The 18,205-nt window shown below is 58.5% G+C and carries 21 protein-coding genes and 1 other RNA gene; 12 read left to right on the top strand and 10 right to left on the bottom strand.

The window, feature by feature from the left end; all coding sequences use genetic code 11:
• Positions 1-98: 98 nt before the first annotated feature.
• Together ALP40_RS21070 and ALP40_RS21065 are read left to right on the top strand one after the other, a co-directional pair.
• Complete coding sequence (locus ALP40_RS21070) at positions 99-791, top strand: energy transducer TonB (RefSeq protein ID WP_043306748.1); 693 nt, start codon at positions 99-101, stop codon at positions 789-791.
• On the top strand, positions 792-1,433 hold the full coding sequence (locus ALP40_RS21065) for an energy transducer TonB (protein WP_122210111.1): 642 nt from the start codon (positions 792-794) through the stop codon (positions 1,431-1,433).
• A gap of 67 nt (positions 1,434-1,500) precedes the next feature.
• On the opposite strand, the gene ALP40_RS21060 is transcribed toward ALP40_RS21065, so the two are convergent.
• The 4 genes from ALP40_RS21060 to ALP40_RS21045 all read right to left on the bottom strand — a co-directional run bounded on the left by ALP40_RS21060 (position 1,501) and on the right by ALP40_RS21045 (position 5,620).
• Positions 1,501-2,292 carry a hypothetical protein gene (locus ALP40_RS21060; protein WP_122210110.1) on the bottom strand — a complete coding sequence of 264 codons (792 nt, stop codon included), beginning with the start codon at positions 2,290-2,292 and terminating at the stop codon, positions 1,501-1,503.
• 65 nt (positions 2,293-2,357) lie between these two features.
• Positions 2,358-2,636, bottom strand: a complete 279-nt coding sequence (locus ALP40_RS21055) for a bacteriocin immunity protein (RefSeq protein ID WP_122210109.1) — start codon at positions 2,634-2,636, stop codon at positions 2,358-2,360.
• Positions 2,633-4,567, bottom strand: coding sequence for an S-type pyocin domain-containing protein (locus ALP40_RS21050; protein ID WP_122210108.1), 1,935 nt, complete (start codon positions 4,565-4,567; stop codon positions 2,633-2,635). Before ALP40_RS21050 ends, ALP40_RS21055 begins: the two co-directional genes overlap by 4 nt.
• Before the next feature lie 66 nt (positions 4,568-4,633).
• On the bottom strand, positions 4,634-5,620 hold the full coding sequence (locus ALP40_RS21045) for an NADPH:quinone oxidoreductase family protein (protein ID WP_122210107.1): 987 nt from the start codon (positions 5,618-5,620) through the stop codon (positions 4,634-4,636).
• Positions 5,621-5,762: 142 nt separating this feature from the next.
• Between ALP40_RS21045 and ALP40_RS21040 the strand changes: the two genes are divergently transcribed.
• A complete protein-coding gene (locus ALP40_RS21040) occupies positions 5,763-6,167 on the top strand; it encodes a flagellar basal body-associated protein FliL (protein WP_122210106.1) in 405 nt (134 codons plus the stop codon).
• A gap of 6 nt (positions 6,168-6,173) precedes the next feature.
• On the opposite strand, the gene ALP40_RS21035 is transcribed toward ALP40_RS21040, so the two are convergent.
• Positions 6,174-6,623, bottom strand: a complete 450-nt coding sequence (locus tag ALP40_RS21035; protein WP_122210105.1) for an EVE domain-containing protein — start codon at positions 6,621-6,623, stop codon at positions 6,174-6,176.
• Between the two features lie 184 nt (positions 6,624-6,807).
• Here ALP40_RS21035 and ALP40_RS21030 point away from each other — a divergent pair, with 184 nt between their 5' ends.
• Positions 6,808-6,960 (top strand): hypothetical protein, encoded by a 153-nt coding sequence (locus ALP40_RS21030; protein ID WP_122210104.1) that lies wholly within the window; start codon positions 6,808-6,810, stop codon positions 6,958-6,960.
• A gap of 66 nt (positions 6,961-7,026) precedes the next feature.
• Here the strand turns inward: ALP40_RS21030 and ALP40_RS21025 are convergent, their stop codons facing one another.
• The 4 genes from ALP40_RS21025 to ALP40_RS21010 form a co-directional block, all read right to left on the bottom strand.
• Positions 7,027-7,638: a 5-formyltetrahydrofolate cyclo-ligase gene (locus tag ALP40_RS21025; RefSeq protein ID WP_122210103.1), complete on the bottom strand. Its 612-nt coding sequence runs from the start codon at positions 7,636-7,638 to the stop codon at positions 7,027-7,029.
• A 103-nt stretch (positions 7,639-7,741) separates the two neighbouring features.
• Positions 7,742-7,920, bottom strand: a non-coding RNA gene (gene ssrS, locus ALP40_RS21020) — 6S RNA.
• 30 nt (positions 7,921-7,950) lie between these two features.
• Positions 7,951-8,280 (bottom strand): cell division protein ZapA, encoded by a 330-nt coding sequence (locus tag ALP40_RS21015; protein WP_004886792.1) that lies wholly within the window; start codon positions 8,278-8,280, stop codon positions 7,951-7,953.
• Positions 8,277-8,486, bottom strand: a complete 210-nt coding sequence (locus tag ALP40_RS21010) for a TIGR02449 family protein (RefSeq protein ID WP_073170818.1) — start codon at positions 8,484-8,486, stop codon at positions 8,277-8,279. Before ALP40_RS21010 ends, ALP40_RS21015 begins: the two co-directional genes overlap by 4 nt.
• Positions 8,487-8,633: 147 nt before the next feature.
• Here ALP40_RS21010 and ALP40_RS21005 point away from each other — a divergent pair, with 147 nt between their 5' ends.
• The 8 genes from ALP40_RS21005 to gcvH all read left to right on the top strand — a co-directional run bounded on the left by ALP40_RS21005 (position 8,634) and on the right by gcvH (position 17,724).
• A complete protein-coding gene (locus ALP40_RS21005) occupies positions 8,634-9,188 on the top strand; it encodes a YecA family protein (RefSeq protein WP_122210102.1) in 555 nt (184 codons plus the stop codon).
• A 74-nt stretch (positions 9,189-9,262) separates the two neighbouring features.
• Positions 9,263-10,597: a Xaa-Pro aminopeptidase gene (gene pepP, locus ALP40_RS21000; protein WP_122210382.1), complete on the top strand. Its 1,335-nt coding sequence runs from the start codon at positions 9,263-9,265 to the stop codon at positions 10,595-10,597.
• Positions 10,594-11,781, top strand: coding sequence for a 2-octaprenyl-6-methoxyphenyl hydroxylase (gene ubiH, locus ALP40_RS20995; RefSeq protein WP_122210101.1), 1,188 nt, complete (start codon positions 10,594-10,596; stop codon positions 11,779-11,781). The genes pepP and ubiH overlap by 4 nt, the downstream gene beginning before the upstream one ends.
• A gap of 51 nt (positions 11,782-11,832) precedes the next feature.
• A complete protein-coding gene (locus ALP40_RS20990; RefSeq protein WP_122210100.1) occupies positions 11,833-13,053 on the top strand; it encodes a 2-octaprenyl-3-methyl-6-methoxy-1,4-benzoquinol hydroxylase in 1,221 nt (406 codons plus the stop codon).
• A 216-nt stretch (positions 13,054-13,269) separates the two neighbouring features.
• Positions 13,270-14,271, top strand: coding sequence for an extracellular solute-binding protein (locus ALP40_RS20985; protein ID WP_122210381.1), 1,002 nt, complete (start codon positions 13,270-13,272; stop codon positions 14,269-14,271).
• Positions 14,272-14,436: 165 nt separating this feature from the next.
• Positions 14,437-16,053, top strand: coding sequence for an iron ABC transporter permease (locus ALP40_RS20980; protein WP_122210099.1), 1,617 nt, complete (start codon positions 14,437-14,439; stop codon positions 16,051-16,053).
• Positions 16,054-16,207: 154 nt separating this feature from the next.
• Positions 16,208-17,290 (top strand): glycine cleavage system aminomethyltransferase GcvT, encoded by a 1,083-nt coding sequence (gene gcvT, locus ALP40_RS20975; RefSeq protein ID WP_122210098.1) that lies wholly within the window; start codon positions 16,208-16,210, stop codon positions 17,288-17,290.
• Between the two features lie 47 nt (positions 17,291-17,337).
• Entirely contained in the window at positions 17,338-17,724 is a 387-nt protein-coding gene (gcvH, locus tag ALP40_RS20970) for a glycine cleavage system protein GcvH (RefSeq protein WP_122210097.1), read from the top strand.
• Between the two features lie 54 nt (positions 17,725-17,778).
• Here gcvH and ALP40_RS20965 read toward each other — a convergent pair whose 3' ends face one another.
• Positions 17,779-18,099, bottom strand: coding sequence for a DUF2388 domain-containing protein (locus ALP40_RS20965; RefSeq protein WP_122210096.1), 321 nt, complete (start codon positions 18,097-18,099; stop codon positions 17,779-17,781).
• Positions 18,100-18,205 lie beyond the last annotated feature (106 nt).

The raw sequence follows: 18,205 nt of genomic DNA, 5'->3' as shown, positions 1-18,205 counted from the left end.
TATAAGAAATCGTGTCCTTATATGTTTATAGAGGCCCCTTCTAGTATCGCGACATGGATGCCATGCAGGCAGTTAAGTCGCGATGAGCAGGGGTTTTGATGAAGTGGATTGTGGTTATTCTGGTGGTTTCAATGGCGTTGATGGCGCTGCCGATTTACGCAGCAGAAGCGTTTCTGGTGCCGATGTACACGCCCCAGCCAGCGTTTCCTGTTGAACTGGTGAAAGCCCGCTACGCCGGAAAGGTGCGTGCTCAACTGGTGATCAAGTCCGACGGCTCAGTGCATGAAGCAAAGGCGATTGAAAGTGGGCATCCGCTCATGACGTCGTCTGTCGAGCAAACGCTCAGGCAATGGCGCTATAAACCCTGGATCGGCACCGTCGGCGCGCCGCCGTTCACCAGCATCACCGTACCGGTGATTTTTGGTTCCCACGGGTACCGACGTTTCAATACCGAGGTCAGTGTAGGGTTGGGCGACATTCGCTGCGGCTACCTCAATCACGAAGTGCAGTCCGTCCGGCAGGACTCCCCCGACGAATCATTGAGCAAAGTTGATGTGTTCTGGTACACCGGCCAAGTGCTGTTCAGTGGCCATGTTGCGCATCGCCATACAGAGCACGAGCGCAAGGCGTTGCTTGAGCAGTTGAGTGATTCGATCCCGATGATTGTCAGCCACTGTGAACACAATCCTGATCACCGCTACGGCGACTACCTGCCTGCATCGATCAAGGCGGTGTTGGTCGGGACAGCTGAGTCAGGTTTCACCGTTGGGCTGACGCAGGAGGCTCGCTGAATGAGGCTCAAACTCCACGCGGCGTGGTTGCTGCTTAGTCTGGCCAGCGTCGCACACGGTCTGCCTTCCTATCCCGTCCCGCGTCATATGCCTGATATTGAATACCCGCGCAGCCTGCGCCTTACAGCAGTGTCCGGCGTCGATGTCAGCGTAAGGGTATTCATCAAGGCCAGCGGAGAAGTTCGGTTCCTTGAGGTTCTGAACACCACCGACCCAGCCATTATTGCTGCCGCCAAACACGTCGTCGAGCAGTGGCGCTTCGAGGCGTGGGAGCCTCCCGCTTCCCATCCGGAAGGCGAAAACGTGACCGTGACCTATCAGTTCGCTGAAGCGGCGCCTTCTCGTCCTCCGCTGGATGAAAACGCCGATCTCAGGAAGGTGATGTGCAGTCAGATCAATCGTGAGTCAAGGCAAAAGGACTCGCTTGGAACGCATGCGCCTTACGAGCTGGACGTATTTCTCAGGACTGAGCGTTACCTGTCCAGCGGCCCCGTCGTACAACTGTTTCTGTCTCCGGACGAACGCGATGCGTTGGTGCGCGATTTGCTCCAGGCGGTTCCGACGGTAATCGCGAGTTGTCGGGATAATCCTGGGCGGCGATATGTGGACTATTTGCCGGAGCGTGTTCGGCAGTCATTTTAAAGGAAGCTGCTGGACCGTGACGCCAGTTCGGGCGACGGAATCTTGAACTGGCGGCTGCGGCTGTCAGTTAATCAAATACTTTCATTTTTCCTACGGCTTCAAAATGCTCAGCATTGGATACGCCTTGAGCACTCAGTGCGTTTGAGCATTCTAAAACGGCAAACTCAATGGCATTTTTGAGTGCGTTCAGGGCAACACCTATATGCTTTGTTGCCTCAGGCCCCAGCATCGCTTCCGCTGTACGTACTGATTCTGATGCCAGCCTTAATGCTTCCTCGGCTTTTCTATGTGCAACTTCGCGCGCTGCCTCTTCAATCTGGCGTTGCGCGAGCTGCAGTGCGGCCTCTCGGGCACGCTGCTGCGCGGCGTGTTCTTCTGCCATGCGCCGGGCGGCTTCTTCCGCCTGCATTCGTGCCCGAGCAGCATCTTCGGCTGCGCGGCGTGCGGCTTCTTGAGCAACAAGCACGGCATGCTGGCGTTGCTGCTCTTTAAGCCTGCTGTGTAACGATTCGAGGCCTGCTTTGAACTCGTTTAGAAAGCGAATGCTCTGCAGATGAAAATCAGCATCGACCGTCATGGAGTAGAAGTCGGTCTGGCCACCCCCCGGCAAGCTGCGCAACAAGGCTTTGTTTTCCATGTCGAGCTTTGTAGAGCGTACATCACCCCACATGAAACGTACGTTATCGATGTGTGCTTGCTGCAACGGTGCTCGTTTGCTGTTAATCAGGTGAAAAGCTGTATGTATGTATCGCTCAGTAATCCCTATGTATTCAAGTCCGCTCAATCTGCCAACGTGAGCGGCAAGTTCAGCCTGCAAAAAATTAGGTAGTTGTTGCAGGTGATGATTTAATTCTTCCATGATTCAATTCCTTTTTGATTGTTATTGTTGCTGAAAATCAATAGTGGATAGTGTGTGGTATTGGTTTAGTCGGTCTGTTTGAACCCCGACTTGCCACTCTGCGCTCTCCATGCCTTGATTTCCTGTATGACGCCGTTGGCGCTGTCTTCTCGATCTGCGGGTGGGTAGAATAAAAGGTCTGTCTTTTCAGGATGCTCAGTGATTTCTTCAATGTAAAGAGCAAGGTCAATAAGGTACTGCTCCTCTTCGTCTTCACTTACACCGTCGGGTCCGATGAACAGTTCGTTCACAAGTGCTGTGAACTCAGCTTCGGTGTACTCTTCAAGTTTTGACTTTCGGTTCATGGTTTTAGTGTCCTGTGAGTATCAATGTGCTCTTTCGGAGTCATAATGATCAGATTGTCCAGATCGTACACTTGCCCACCTTGACTGATCCAATGCTTATGATGAATTTCATATTTGATACGCTTACCCATACTGTCGGCTACAGGTGCGTAGGGAGCGCGGTGTTGCGAAAGTTCTCTCAGGTTAGCCGCCCCTATGTGTCTGCTTAGCTCCGCATCATTGGATACAGCTAACCAAATTGCCCGTCGTAGCCCGTCAAAGCTATTGAATTTCTGACCTCTGAGTTGCTCCGCAATACTTGATGGAATGGGTACTCCCTCACCCTTCGCAGGGTCTTTCAGCCAGTTTGCATCAACCGGTCCGCCATACCCGCTCGCCACCCCCGGAATCGACCTCGGGTCCTTGAATAGCAGATAGGTGTCTGGCAGCCCTGAGTCAATCGGCGATACGAGAATGTAGTCATCAGGATCGTTTCGATCGATCGCCGGGTACGTCTCCAGCTCGGGAGCGACCGGATACACGGCGCTGCCCGGATCAGCAGGCAGCGCTGGTGGATTCACAGGCGAGACAGTCGAGCTGTCAGCCGGTCGTGCTATTGGGGTCCAGATCAGTGCCGGTGTGGATTCACCGTCTCGGATAAATTCGTAGGTGTTGTTCTGGGCGTTGTAGGTGAATGTTCGTACACGAACCTTCGTGCCGAGTTTTACTCCATCGGTTGCCGTCCACTGCGTGAGCGAGCGTTCACTATCGGTGGATTCGACCAGTCGATGAGGTACATCAATGGCACCGCCCACACTGGCGACGTAAGCCAGGTCCAGCGTTTCAGGCAAATTGAGCTGTGAAAGGGGCGTGCCGACTACGGGCGAAGGCCGCTCGGCATCGCCCAGGGTCGGCGCATAAGCGGCTAGCGCGAGACCTGCATTGCGTGTGAGTGCCTTTGAAGCGATTCGAACAAAATATTCCTTCGCCAGTTGGGCCGCCCTTGTCTGTACCGTTTCGATCCCAGCAGTGGTTGCCGACAGCGCTGGAGGTGCTACGGCCTTCCAGAGAGTGTTGGCCTGTTTCGCGGAGACGGACTCCTCTGTCTCCCTGGCCGATCTGAAGGCGTGCGATAACTCGGCATGCTGTGTGGAGAGTTGGTTAGATCGTTCTTCGAGTAATGCGATAGCTTGTGAAAGCAACTGCGACTGTTGGGTCTGCGTATAGGCGTCTATCCATCGTCGATGAAGCTGATGTGAAAGATTCGCATCACCGTTGCTATGGGCTTCCAGAAAATGTTTGTACTGGCCTGAATCCGGGTTGCCTACGCCTGTACCACTTGCCGTAAGTGCATTATTTATTGCGTCCCGATCAGCACTCTTCATGGCGATCAAGTAGTTGATCTGCGCTTTCTCGTGAAGGATGAGATCGAGTGCTTGCTGCCCAGTATGGGGAACCCGTTGCGAATCAACGAAGCCAATCTCCTGCGCTATCGACTCGGATAAACTCGCAGACTTTGTTGTGTAGTGTCGTGCTATATCCTGACTTTCAATTCGAAAAGAATTGGTCAACAAGTTTATGGTGTGTCGGTATGCTTGTTCTTTCTCGGCTTGGGCGCGTATAACAGCTTCTGCGTGTGCTCTCGCTGTTTCTTCGGCTTTTACGCGTTGTTCACGTTCATGTTGCGCTCTTGCCAGGCTCTGCGCATGTTCCTGAGCTTGCCGCTCGACCTGTGCGATGGCTTCGGCCTCAGCTATTGCTTGGGCAGCCTGCAGTGCGCGGGCATGCAGTCGCCTGCGTCGTCTCTTACGGCTAGAGGAACCCGTATTGGTGAAACTGCTCCCGAAAAAGCCTGTATTTTGCGGTTTTGACGAGCTGCCGTGACTAATGTTTACAGTCCCGGTAGTTGTGTCCTTTAATAAATTGGTCTGTCTTTTTTTTCTGATAGCCATACAGTTCTCCTTTCTGTATGGCTATGTTGTTTGGTTTTTTATGCACTCCCGATGTATATAAATATTTTAAATTTGGTTTTTCATGCTTATCACCACCTTCCCCACAGCCCGCCTTCCCCCCAACGCATCAATCGCCTCACCAGCCCGCTCCAGCGGATAGACCTGCGACACCAGCGGCTTCAACTTCCCTTCTTCAAACCACGCAAACAGCTGCTTGAAGTTCGCGGCGTTATCCTGCGGCTGGCGCTGTGCAAAGGAACCCCAGAACACCCCCACGACCGAAGCGCCTTTGAGCAAGGCCAGGTTGACCGGCAGTTCGGGAATGCGGCCGCTGGCGAAGCCGACGACCAGCAGGCGTCCGTTCCAGGCGATGGCGCGGATGGCCTGGTCGAAGAGGTCGCCGCCGACCGGGTCGTAGATCACGTCGGCGCCGTTGCCGTTGGTGAGGCGTTTGATTTCATCCTTGAGGCTGGTGTCGGTGTAGTTGATGAGTTCGTCGGCGCCTGCGTTTTTGGCGACTTCAAGTTTCTCTGCCGAGCTTGCAGCGGCGATGACGCGTGCACCCAGCGCCTTGCCGATTTCCACCGCAGCCAGGCCGACGCCGCCGGATGCGCCGAGCACCAGCAGGGTTTCGCCGGGCTGCAGGTTGGCGCGTTGCTTGAGGGCGTGCATCGAGGTGCCATAGGTCATGCTGAAGGCGGCGGCAACGGTGAAGTCCATGCTTTCAGGGATCGGCAGCACGTTGTAGTTCGGCACGGCGACCTGCTCGGCGAAGCTGCCCCAGCCGGTGAGGGCCATGACGCGGTCGCCGGTTTTCAAGTGAGTGACCTTTTCCCCGACGGCCGAGATCACGCCGGCTGCTTCGCCACCTGGTGAAAAGGGGAAGGGCGGCTTGAACTGGTATTTACCTTCTATGATCAGTGTGTCCGGAAAGTTGACCCCGGCGGCGTGGACGTCGAGCAGGATTTCGTTCTTCTTGACGTCAGGAGCAGGGATATCTTCGAGCACCAGCGTACTGGCGGGGCCGAAGGCTTTGCACAAGAGGGCTTTCATCGGGGCTATTCCTTTTCCAGAGATGGCCGATAAAGTCAGTTAAGCGGGTGTGCGGGTCAATGAGCATGACTCGGCCTGATAAGTACACATAAGCTGTACCGGCTGTATAAGCTGTGTGGCGAATCGTATTAAGGAGTGGACTGTGAAAGCGTGGATTCTGATGTTGCTGGCCTTGTCGTTGCCTGTCATGGCGCAGGAAGAAGCCAAGGAAGAAGGTCCGCCCAAGGCGGCGTATGTGTCGCTAACGCCGCCGTTCGTGGGCAACTATGCGCTCGACGGCGGTCCGAAGCTGCGCGTCTACAAGGCTGACATTGCGCTGCGCGTCGCCGGTGCCGACGCTGAAGCGGCCGTGAAGCGCAATGACGCGCTGATCCGCAACCAACTGGTGTCGCTGTTCACGCAGCAGACGGTGGACAGCATGAGCAGCGCCGAAGCGAAAGAGAACATTCGTCAGGAAGCGCTCAAGCAGGTTCAGCGCGTCATGAACGACGAAGAGGGCAAGCCGGTCGTTGAAGACCTCCTGTTCAACAACTTCATCGTCCAGTAAGCCTGGTCAGCGCAGTGCCAGAATCGCCGCCCATTGTTCGGCGGTCACCGGCATGACCGAAAGTCGGCTACCCTTTTGCACCAGAGGCAGTTGTTCCAGCTGGCTTTGCTGCTTCAGGTAGCCGAGGCCGAGAACCTTGCCGAAATGCTCCACGAACGCCACATCAACGGCGCTCCACGGATTCTTCTCGGGAGTGGCCTTGGCATCGTGGTAATGGCTGTCGGGGTCGAGCGCTGTCGGGTCCGGGTACGCGGCTTTGATGATTTTCGCGATTCCCGCAATGCCGGGCTCGGGGCAACTGGAATGATAGAAAAAGAATGCGTCGCCCACCGTCATGGACCTTATGAAGTTGCGCGCCTGATAGTTGCGCACACCGTCCCAGCGGGTTTCGCCGAGACGCTGCAGGTCGCTGATCGAGAGCTCGTCGGGCTCGGACTTCATCAGCCAGTAGGCCATGAATGGTTGCTCCTGAAGAAATAAGTTCATGTAAGTTTGATGACAAACCGACAGTCGGTGGGTGCCAGTATTTGCGTACTCGATCACGTTATCGCAAAATGCCGCCCTTTAAGCACCACGCTGCTGCACGGCTCACACAAAACCGATGCTGACATCGTATTGATTTGCCTAAGGAGGGCAGTCAATGAAACGCAAGCCTGATTTACTCTGGATTTTGGTTGTATTGTTTGGCTTGGGTGTCGTGACAACCGGTTATGCGCAGAGCCTGTGGACAGGTAAAGCGGACATCCCTGTCGAGATTACCCAGCAACAACAGAAAGTGCCCGGTCGGCACTGATCTCTCCGTTGATACACCCCATCCTGCTCTGACCGTCAGCACGCTTTCGCAACGAAGCCCGACCGGTCAGAGTGCCTGAGCCAGATACCAGCGTTTATCCGACACCGTACCCTGCAATGGGACGTCCCAACTGGCCTGCGCCAATCGCTCCACCTTCTGACATTCATGGGCCAGCCCAAGCAGCACCGGCTTGCGCCATGTGCTTCTGCGCGCCCTGTACGCCAGGCTGCGGTCATAGAAGCCGCCGCCCATGCCCAGGCGTCCCCCTTCGTCGTCGAAGCCCACCAATGGCATCAGCACCAGATCGAGTGCCCAGATCCGGCGCTGCTTTGCGCGGTTGATGCGCGGCTCGGGAATACGAAAACGGTTGGGTTTGAATTTCTCGCCTGGCCGTACGCGCTGGAAAACCATGCGAGTCCTCGGCCAGGCATTTAGAACGGGCAGGTACGTCGCCTTGCCGCGACGCTGCGCCGCACGCAGCAACAGGCGCGGATCGATCTCACCGTCCATCGGCAGGTACAGCGAAACATGTCGGGCGCGCCGGAATAGCGGATGCTGCGCCAATTGGCGATACAGGCCACGGGCGGCTTCACGTTGCTGGCTACGGCTGAGGGATCGACGGGCTTTGCGCAATTGGCGACGCAATTGCGGGCGTGTGAGCGAAGGTGCGCTGGTCATGAGCGAAAGGTCATGCAGGCTGATCCGAAAGATTGATCCTTGAGGTGGGTATCAAGGCAGGATCTTCATCGCCAGACAGCGTGACTGGCAATGGATTGAATGAGGACTCCCCGACGAACCGCTGTCGGTGTAGCCCTTGAACCCGAAAGTTCAAGGTGGAGATTGCAGGAGGTTTTAAGGCTTTCCGTCGAGCGGACATGCACACCAACCCCAACGTGCAACCCCCGTGGTTGTGCGTATCGGCTCAGGGACATGACCGACTGGCAAGCACTCCAGGGAGCGGCGCAAGTATACAGAAATGCCCCGAAATAATCAGCCCCGTGTTGAATCCGGTGTGCCGGGCGTGTCGGTTGCCAGCACCAGATCGACTTTGTCGAGCAGATCGCGAACCTGTTCGCGCGTCGATCCGCTGGCCTGTACGTCAGGCAAATCCTGCTTGTGCAGCAAGTCGTGGGTAATATTGAGGGCGGCCATCACAGCGATGCGGTCGGCACCGATGACTTTCCCGCTGCTGCGGATTTCACGCATCTTTCCATCCAGGTAGCGGGCAGCGCTGACCAGATTGGTGCGCTCTTCCTGAGGGCAGATGATGGAATATTCCTTGTCGAGGATCTGAACGGTCACGCTGTTGCCATTACTCATGAGTCTTGCTCCAAAGCTTTGAGGCGCGAAATCATTGACTCGACCTTCTGCCGGGCGATTTCGTTCTTTTCAATGAGGTGGGCGCGTTCCTCGCGCCAGGATTTTTCCTGAGCTAATAGGAGTGCGTTTTGGGCTTTAAGTTGCTCGGCGTGCTTGAGTAGCAGCTCCACGCGTTTCATCAGCGCTTGCAGGTCGGTGTCTTCCATTGTTTTCCACTGAGTACTTTCTGATGAATGGCATGGGTATTGATCATGGCAAAGCCCAAACCGCCGCGTTGATGATCTTGTCGCGCGGATAGTCTAGGATACAAGGCCTTCATTCTAGACACTGCGCCGTTTGGCGACTAGCTACCCATGCCCATTCAGAATTCTCCGTACAAAGCATTCGCCACCTTGCTCAACGGCAGTGGCCACCCGGTTTCCCCCGCTGAACTTCATGGCCTGCTGCTGGGCCGCAGTTGCGCAGGCGCAGGCTTCGACAACGAAGGCTGGTTTGCCGACGCTTCGGTGCTGCTGGAAACCGAGCCGCAAGACAACGTTCGTCAGGCCCTTGTGGGTCTGCAGGAAATGGTCAAGGGCGAACTCACCAGCGATGACATGACCGTCGTTTTGCTGCTGCCGGGCGATGACGAGCCCTTGGCTGAGCGTGCTGCCGCGCTGGGTCAGTGGTGCCAGGGCTTCCTGTCGGGCTTCGGTCTGGCAGCCGGTGACAAGGTACTGAGCATCGAAGCGACCGAAGTCCTCCAGGATCTGGCGGCCATCGCTCAGGTACAGGACGCGCTGGAAGAGTCCGAAGACGGCGAAACCGACTACATGGAAGTGATGGAATACCTGCGCGTTGCGCCGTTGTTGCTGTTCACTGAATGCAACAAGCCAGCGGCTGCCGAACCCAAGCCGTCGCTGCACTGATTGTTCACTTTCGCGTCATCGATCAGGGCTGACTGCCCTTCGGTCGATGCGCGCCCTCAGGACTCACGTTGCTGATGATCTCTATACCGAAGTCCGAATACGCCCGCCGCCGCAAAGCCCTGATGGCTCAAATGGAGCCCAACAGCATCGCCATCCTGCCCGCTGCGGCCGTGGCGATTCGCAATCGGGACGTCGAGCACGTGTATCGCCAGGACAGCGATTTTCAGTACCTGAGCGGCTTCCCCGAGCCTGAGGCCGTAGTGGTGCTGATTCCGGGACGCGAATACGGCGAGTACGTGCTGTTCTGCCGCGAACGCAACCCCGAGCGCGAGCTGTGGGACGGACTGCGTGCAGGGCAGGAAGGCGCCATTCGTGATTTTGGTGCAGACGACGCGTTTCCGATCAGCGACATCGATGACATCCTGCCGGGCCTCATCGAAGGCCGGGATCGCGTGTACTCGGCGATGGGCAGCCACCCCGAATTCGATCGCCACTTGATGGAATGGGTCAACGTGATCCGCTCCAAGGCGCATCTGGGCGCTCAGCCGCCGAACGAGTTTGTCGCGCTCGATCACCTGCTGCATGACATGCGTCTTTACAAATCGGCGGCCGAGATCAAGGTGATGCGTGGCGCCGCGGAGATTTCTGCGCGCGCTCACGTACGCGCCATGCAGGCCTGCCTTGCCGGGCTGCATGAGTTCTCGCTGGAAGCGGAGCTGGACTACGAGTTTCGCAAGGGCGGCGCGAAGATGCCCGCCTATGGGTCCATCGTCGCATCGGGCCGCAACGCCTGCATTCTGCACTACCAGCAGAATGACGCCGCGCTCAAAGACGGCGATCTGGTGTTGATCGACGCCGGTTGCGAAATAGACTGCTACGCCAGTGATATCACCCGTACGTTCCCGGTCAGCGGCACGTTCTCGCCGGAGCAGAAAGCCATCTACGAGCTGGTGCTCAAGTCCCAGTACGCGGCCTTCGATGCCATCGGCCCGGGCAAGCACTGGAACCAGGCGCATGAAGCGACGGTCCAGGTCATTACCGCCGGCCTTGTCGAGCTGGGTTTATTGCAGGGCGATGTGAAGCAGTTGATTGAAGATGAAGCCTACAAAGCGTTCTACATGCACCGCGCCGGACACTGGCTGGGCATGGACGTGCACGACGTTGGCGAATACAAGGTCGGCGGAGAGTGGCGCGTGCTGGAGGTCGGCATGGCCTTGACCGTTGAACCTGGCATTTATGTGTCCCCCGACAATCTGAATGTCGCAAAGAAATGGCGAGGTATCGGTGTGCGTATCGAGGACGACGTGATTGTGACCAAGAAAGGCTGTGAAGTGCTTTCCGGTGGCGTGCCCAAGACAGTGGCCGAAATCGAAGCCTTGATGGCCGCCTCAAGGATCCAGGCAGCATGAGCCGTTTCAATATTGCTATCGTCGGCGGCGGGCTGGTTGGTGCGAGCCTTGCGCTGGCGCTGCAGGCAGGCGCGAAGGCACGCGGCTGGAAGATTGTTCTGATCGAGCCGTTTGCGCCGGGCGAAACGTACCAGCCCAGCTACGACGCCCGATCCTCGGCGCTGTCGTTCGGCGCGCGACGCATTTATGAGCGCCTTGGCGTCTGGCAGCCGATCTCGCGCCGGGCCGAGCCGATTCTGCAAATTCAGGTGTCCGACCGTGGCCGCTTCGGCGCGACGCGTCTGTCTGCCATCGAAGAAGGCGTGCCTGCGTTGGGCTACGTCGTTGAAAACGCCTGGCTGGGGCAGTGCCTGTGGGCGGGGCTGGATCGTGACGTGGTCAGCTGGCGTGTGCCGGCCGAGGTGCGCAAGATGCAGCCGCTGGCCGATGGCTACCGCCTGACACTGGCTGATGAAACCGAGCTGGAATGCGATCTGGCTGTGCTCGCCGATGGTGGCCGCTCCAGTCTGCGCGAGCAGCTTGGGATCAACGTGCGGCAGACGCCTTACGATCAGAGCGCACTGATCGCCAACATCACGCCGAGCGAGGCCCATTGCGGCCAGGCGTTCGAGCGCTTCACCGACGATGGCCCGATGGCGTTGCTGCCGTTACCGGAAAACCGCTGTGCGCTTGTCTGGACGCGGCGCGGTAATGACACCCAACGCCTTGCCGAGCTGGACGACCGCAGTTTTCTTGAGGAGCTGCAAGGCGTGTTTGGCTATCGCCTCGGTACGCTGCGCCAGGTCGGCGCTCGGCACGTGTATCCGCTGGCGCTGGTAGAGGCCGAGGAACAGGTGCGTTCGCACTTGGTGATCTTGGGCAACGCCGCGCACAGCCTGCACCCGATTGCCGGGCAGGGCTTCAACCTTTCACTGCGCGATGCCGATGCGCTCGCGCAAACCCTGCTTGAAAGCGATGCAGCGCTGGGCGATCTGGCAACGTTGCAGATTTATCGCGAGCGTCAGCGTGCCGATCAGCAGTTGACCGTAGGTTTCTCCGATAAAGTGACGCGCCTGTTCGGCAGCACTCAGTCGGCTGTGACCACGGGGCGCAACCTGGGGTTGCTCGGGCTGGATCTGCTGCCCACCGCCAAGCGCTGGTTCGCTCGGCAGGCAATGGGGCTGGGAACTCGATCCGATGTGTAAGGCATGCACTTTCAACCTATGGCTGCGGCCGCAAGCGGGAATGGTTTGAACATGGAAACGCGTGCAGATGTGCTGATTGTCGGTGCCGGGATGGTGGGTAGCGCCCTGGCGCTGGCCCTGCAAGGCAGCGGCCTGGATGTGATCGTGGTCGACGGCGGGCCATTGAGCGTCAAGCCGTTTGACGTGGACTCGACCTTCGAACCGCGTGTCAGCGCCCTGTCGGCCGCCAGCCAGCGGATTCTTCAGCGTCTTGAGGTGTGGGACGGTATTGCCGCGCGGCGCATCAGCCCTTACAGCCACATGCAGGTGTGGGACGGCAGTGGCACCGGTCAAATCCACTTTTCCGCGTCCAGCGTGCATGCCGATGTGCTGGGGCATATTGTCGAGAACCGTGTGGTGCAGGATGCGCTGCTCGACCGTCTGCATGACAGCGACATTGGTCTGCTGGCCAATGCCCGGCTGGAGCAGATGCGCTATTCGGGTGATGACTGGCTGCTGACCCTGGCTGACGGTCGCCTGCTGCGCGCACCGCTGGTGGTGGCCGCCGATGGCCCGAACTCGACCGTACGCCGTTTGACGGCGACGCCGACCCGTGAATGGGATTACCTGCACAGCGCGATCGTGACCAGCGTTCGCACAGCCGAACCCAACAAGAAAACTGCCTGGCAGCGTTTCACCGACGAAGGGCCACTGGCCTTCCTGCCGCTGGATCGCGAAGGCGAACATTGGAGCTCCATCGTCTGGTCGGTCACGCCCAAAGAGGCCGAGCGTCTGATGGCAGTGGACGACGAGATGTTCTGCAAGGCGCTTGAACAGGCGTTCGAGGGCCAGTTGGGGCAAGTGCTGGCGGTCGATGCTCGCCTGTGCGTCCCGCTGCGTCAGCGCCATGCCAAGCGCTACGTCGCCAAAGGTCTGGCCTTGATCGGCGACGCTGCGCACACCATTCACCCGCTGGCCGGGCAGGGCGTGAACCTCGGGTTCCTTGATGCCGCTGTACTGGCCGAAGTGCTGACCCATGCGGCCGCACGCGGCGAATTGCTGTCGGACGTGCGTGTGCTGGGCCGCTACGAGCGCCGCCGCATGCCACACAACCTAGCGTTGATGGCGGCGATGGAAGGCTTTGAGCGCTTGTTCCAGGCCGATCCACTGCCTCTGCGCTGGCTGCGCAACACCGGGCTCAAGGTGGTTAACAAGCTGCCGGAAGCCAAGGCGTTGTTCGTTCGCGAGGCGCTGGGGCTGTCGGGTGATTTGCCGGAGTTAGCGCGGTTGTAAAAATCTCAGAGATCCTAGTAGGCACGAGCTCGCTCGCGAAATCCTCAGCACGGCCAATCCAGGCCGTGCGCCTCGACCACTGCCTTCGCGAGCAAGCTCGCTCCCACGGTTTGTCGAGTTCTGCAACATCCGGTAACGGCTCCAGCGCCTCTTCGATTGAGATAGCAAATGGGATTCACTACCATTTCGCCTCATTTGCGAACGCGAGATACCTTCATGCAGGCAAGCAAGCGTCTTCTGGCTGCTTTGACACTGGCCCTGCTGGGCAGCACTGCTCAGGCAGCTGACGAAGTGGTGGTGTATTCCTCCCGGATCGACGAGCTGATCAAGCCGGTGTTCGACGCCTATACCGCCAAGACCGGTGTGAAGATCAAGTTCATCACCGACAAGGAAGCGCCCCTGATGCAGCGCATCAAGGCCGAGGGTGAAAACGCGACTGCCGATCTGCTACTGACCGTCGATGCAGGCAACCTCTGGCAGGCCGAACAGATGGGCATTCTCCAGTCCTTCATCTCGCCGGTCATCGAAGCCAATATTCCTGCGCAGTATCGCTCGTCTACGCATGGCTGGACCGGTCTGAGCCTGCGTGCCCGGACCATCGCCTATTCCACCGACCGGGTGAAGCCCGCCGAGTTGACCACCTATGAAGCGCTTGCCGACAAGAACTGGGAAGGCCGTCTCTGCCTGCGCACAGCCAAGAAGGTCTATAACCAGTCGCTGACGGCCACGCTGATCGAAACCCACGGAGCCGAAGCATCCGAGAAGATCCTCAAGGGCTGGGTCAACAACCTGTCCACCGATGTGTTTTCCGATGACATCGCGGTGCTGGAAGCGATCAATGCCGGTCAGTGCGACGTGGGTATCGTCAACACCTATTACTACGGTCGCCTGCACAAGCAGAACCCGGACCTGGCGGTAAAGCTGTTCTGGCCGAATCAGACCGACCGGGGTGTGCACGTCAATTTGTCCGGCATCGGGCTTACCAAATACGCACCTCATCCAGAGGCTGCCAAGGCGCTGGTTGAGTGGATGACCGGTCCTGAGGCGCAAAAGATCTTCTCCAGTGTCAATCAGGAGTTCCCGGCCAACCCGAAAGTGGCGCCGTCAGAGGAAGTGGCCAGTTGGGGCGCGTTCAAGGCCGACACCATCCCGGTCGAAGTGGCGGGCAAGCGTCAGGCAGAAGCCATTCGGATGATGGATCGCGCGGGCTGGAATTGATTTAATACTCGACCTCTGATCGTTCCCACGCTCCGCGTGGTAAGGCCGCTCAGGACGCTCTATGTCCGTTCTCGAATGTGACGCGGAGCGTCACGGGCTGCATGCCCACGCGGAGCGTGGGCACGATCACCAGATCATGATTCCTCTACCGACTTCGAGAACCCCTTGGCCCATCCTGCCCAACGCCGCTGGTATCCCCTGGTCTTTGCCATTGCTGCGCTGGTGCTGCTGCCGCTGAGCGTGCTGTTGCTTTCCTGGGAAAGCATCGACCGGCAGATATGGACGCACCTGCTCGAAACCCAGATGACTCGTCTGCTAGGCAACACGTTGATTCTGGTCGTGGGTGTCGGTTTAGGCGTGACGCTGCTGGGGGTGAGTCTGGCGTGGCTGACCAGCTTGTGCGAGTTCCCTGGACGGCGTTGGCTGGACTGGGCATTGATGCTGCCCTTTGCCATTCCGGCCTACGTACTGGCGTTCGTGTTCGTCGGGCTGCTGGATTTTTCAGGCCCGGTGCAGACCCTGCTGCGTGAATGGTTCGGCAGCGGCTTGCGACTGCCTCGCGTGCGCTCTACCGGTGGGGTGATCATCGTGCTGGTGCTGGTGTTCTACCCCTACGTTTATCTGCTGGCGCGCACCGCATTTCTGGCGCAGGGCAAAGGCTTGATGGAGGCGGCGCGAGTGCTCGGACAATCGCCGTTGCAGGCCTTCTGGCGCGTCGCCTTGCCGATGGCGCGTCCGGCGATTGGTGCAGGCGTGGCGCTGGCGCTGATGGAAACGCTGGCCGATTTCGGCGCTGTCTCGGTGTTCAATTTCGACACGTTCACCACCGCTATCTACAAAACCTGGTACGGCTTCTTCAGCCTTTCCAGCGCTGCGCAACTGGCCAGCCTGTTGCTGCTGGCGGTACTGATTCTGCTGTACGGCGAACGTCGGGCCAGGGGCGCGAGCCGTGTCACCAACGAGCGGCCACGCGGCACCGCGCTTTATAACCTCCACGGGATCAAGGCGCTGGCGGCGACTGGCTGGTGTGGGCTGGTGTTTCTCTGCGCATTCGTGGTGCCAGTGCTGCAATTGATCGTCTGGGTCTGGCAGCGGGGGCGCTTTGACCTGGACGAGCGATACACCGGTCTGATTCTTCACACTCTGTATTTGGGCGGTATGGCCGCGTTGATCACCGTCAGCGCAGCGCTGGTGCTGGCCTTCGCAAGGCGCATGGCGCCAACCCCTGCAATTCGTTCGGGCGTGAGCCTGGCCAATCTGGGTTATGCGCTGCCGGGGTCGGTGCTGGCGGTGTCGATCATGCTTGCGTTCAGCTACCTGGACCGTGAACTGGTGATCCCGCTATCAGGCTGGCTCGGGGGCGCAGGCAAGCCGCTGTTGCTGGGGAGCCTTTCGGCACTGCTGCTGGCCTATCTGGTGCGTTTCATTGCCGTGGCCTTCGGTCCGCTGGAAAACAGCCTCTCGCGCATTCGGCCATCATTGCCTGAAGCTGCACGCAGTCTGGGCGTCAGTGGCCCTAAGTTGTTTCTCAACGTGTATCTGCCGCTGCTGGTCCCTGGCGCGCTGAGTGCAGCCTTGTTGGTCTTCGTGGATGTGCTCAAGGAAATGCCGGCGACCCTGCTCATGCGCCCATTTGGCTGGGATACGCTGGCCGTACGCATCTTCGAAATGACCAGTGAAGGCGAGTGGGCGCGTGCAGCGCTACCGGCCTTGACGCTGGTGCTGGTTGGCCTGCTGCCCGTCATCGGGCTGATTCGGCGCTCGGCTCGTCAGATTAGCTAGGTGCGGGGTCTTCACCTTGCGGCTACAATGCGCCGCAATTGGTGCGGTCTGTCAGACAATTCGGTCCGCTGTCTTTGCTGCAAACTCCGATTCAACGGGGGGCTTGCCGTGATGTGTTTGCCCGCACCTTCGCCACGCCCGGAAGGAGAAACCCATGGGACAGCGTACCCCCCTCTTTGACCTGCACCTCGCGCTGGGCGCGAAGATGGTCGATTTCGGTGGCTGGGACATGCCGTTGCATTACGGATCGCAGGTCGAGGAACACCATCAGGTGCGCCGTGACTGTGGGGTCTTCGATGTCTCTCACATGAATGTGATCGATGTTGCAGGCAGTCAGGCCAAAGCCTGGCTGCGCTACCTGTTGGCCAATGATGTCGACAGGCTGAATACCTCGGGTCGCGCCTTGTACAGCGCGATGCTCGACACGCGTGGCGGGGTCATCGACGACACGATCGTCTACCTCACGACCGACGGCTATCGTCTGGTCGTCAACGCCGCCACGGGTGCCAAGGACCTTGCCTGGATGCAATCCCGGCTGGAAGGGTTCGACGTTCAACTCACTGAGCGCAGCGATATAGCGATGCTGGCGATTCAAGGCCCGCAGGCCAGAAGCAGAATCGCCGAGCTGGTGTCCAGCTCCCGTGCCGATCTCATTCGTCAGCTCAAGCCCTTCGAAGGTCACGACAACGCCGACTGGTTCATCGCCCGCACCGGTTATACCGGCGAAGACGGGCTGGAAATCATGCTGCCTGCCGAACAGGCTCCCGGTTTCTTCAATGATCTGGTCGGTGCCGGCATTTCCCCTATCGGTCTGGGCGCACGCGACACGCTGCGACTCGAAGCCGGTATGAACCTGTACGGTCAGGACATCGACGAAAACGCTTCGCCGCTGGTGTCCAACATGGCCTGGAGCATCGCCTGGGAGCCTGCAGAGCGCGATTTCATCGGGCGCGAGGCGCTTGAGGCTGAACGAGCCGAGGGCATCGCCTCCAAACTGGTCGGGCTGGTGCTTGAAGAGCGCGGCGTGTTGCGCGCCCGGCAGGTGGTACGCGTCGCAGAAATTGGCGAAGGTGAGATCACCAGTGGTAGTTTCTCCCCTACGCTAAGCAAGTCGATTGCCCTGGCACGCGTTCCAATCGCCACCGCTGACCGCGCTGAGGTCGAAATCCGCGGCAAGTGGTATCCGGTACGGGTCGTGCAGCCAGCGTTTGTGCGTCATGGCAAAGCCCTGATCTAACCTAATCTGGCGGGTTTTCCGCTGACCCCGATGTTGAGGATGACTAAATGAGCAATATTCCCGCCGAACTGCGTTTCGCCGAAAGCCATGAATGGGCGCGTCTGGAATCCGACGGTACGGTCACCGTTGGTATCTCGGATCACGCACAGGAAGCACTGGGCGATGTCGTTTTCGTCGAGTTGCCGGAAATCGGCAAAACCTTCGCTGCCGGTGATGCTGCAGGCGTTGTCGAGTCGGTCAAGGCCGCGTCGGATATCTATTCGCCGGTGGCTGGCGAAGTGATTGCTGCCAACGAAGCGCTAGGCGACTCGCCTGAGAGTCTGAACAGCGAGCCTTACAGTGCCTGGATCTTCAAGCTCAAGCCATCTGCCGCTGAAGCCGATCTGAGCAAGTTGCTGGACGCTGCGGGCTATAAGAGCGCCATCGGCGAGTAAATCCCGGACAAAAAAATGCCGCTCAATCGAGCGGCATTTTTTTATGAACGGTGATTACTGATTTTCAGCAACCAGGTTCTTTTCCAGGATCGCGTTGGCCAATTCCATGTCGGTGGCTTTCAGACCTGGGTTGTCCTGACGGACCTGCTGGATGGCAGCTTCCAGAAACGGACCACGGATATCGCCGTTGCTGGCAACGTAGCTGCCCGCATCATCCTGTGCAGCAACGATCAGCTTGTGATCCTTGAAGGTCAGGTAAGTCGAGCCGGTGGTGGCACCCGAGGAAATCACGTTACGCCAGAAGGTGTCAGCCATCGCTGAACCCATCGGGATGGAAAGCAAGGCTACGGTGGCGACAGCAAACTTGAGACGCATGGTGAGGTACTCCAACTGTGGTTGTTCTGACGGGTTGGATAGGCAAAGTGACAAACTAGTTCAATAAATGTACCAGCTTGTTCACTTTTAGCCGTGGCGCAACCCC

Origin of the sequence: Pseudomonas viridiflava (assembly GCF_003702045.1) — a bacterium.
Taxonomy (GTDB): Bacteria; Pseudomonadota; Gammaproteobacteria; order Pseudomonadales; family Pseudomonadaceae; genus Aquipseudomonas; species Aquipseudomonas viridiflava_C.
Note: the sequence above shows the minus strand (reverse complement) of the source record. Positions and strands in the feature narration are given on the sequence as shown.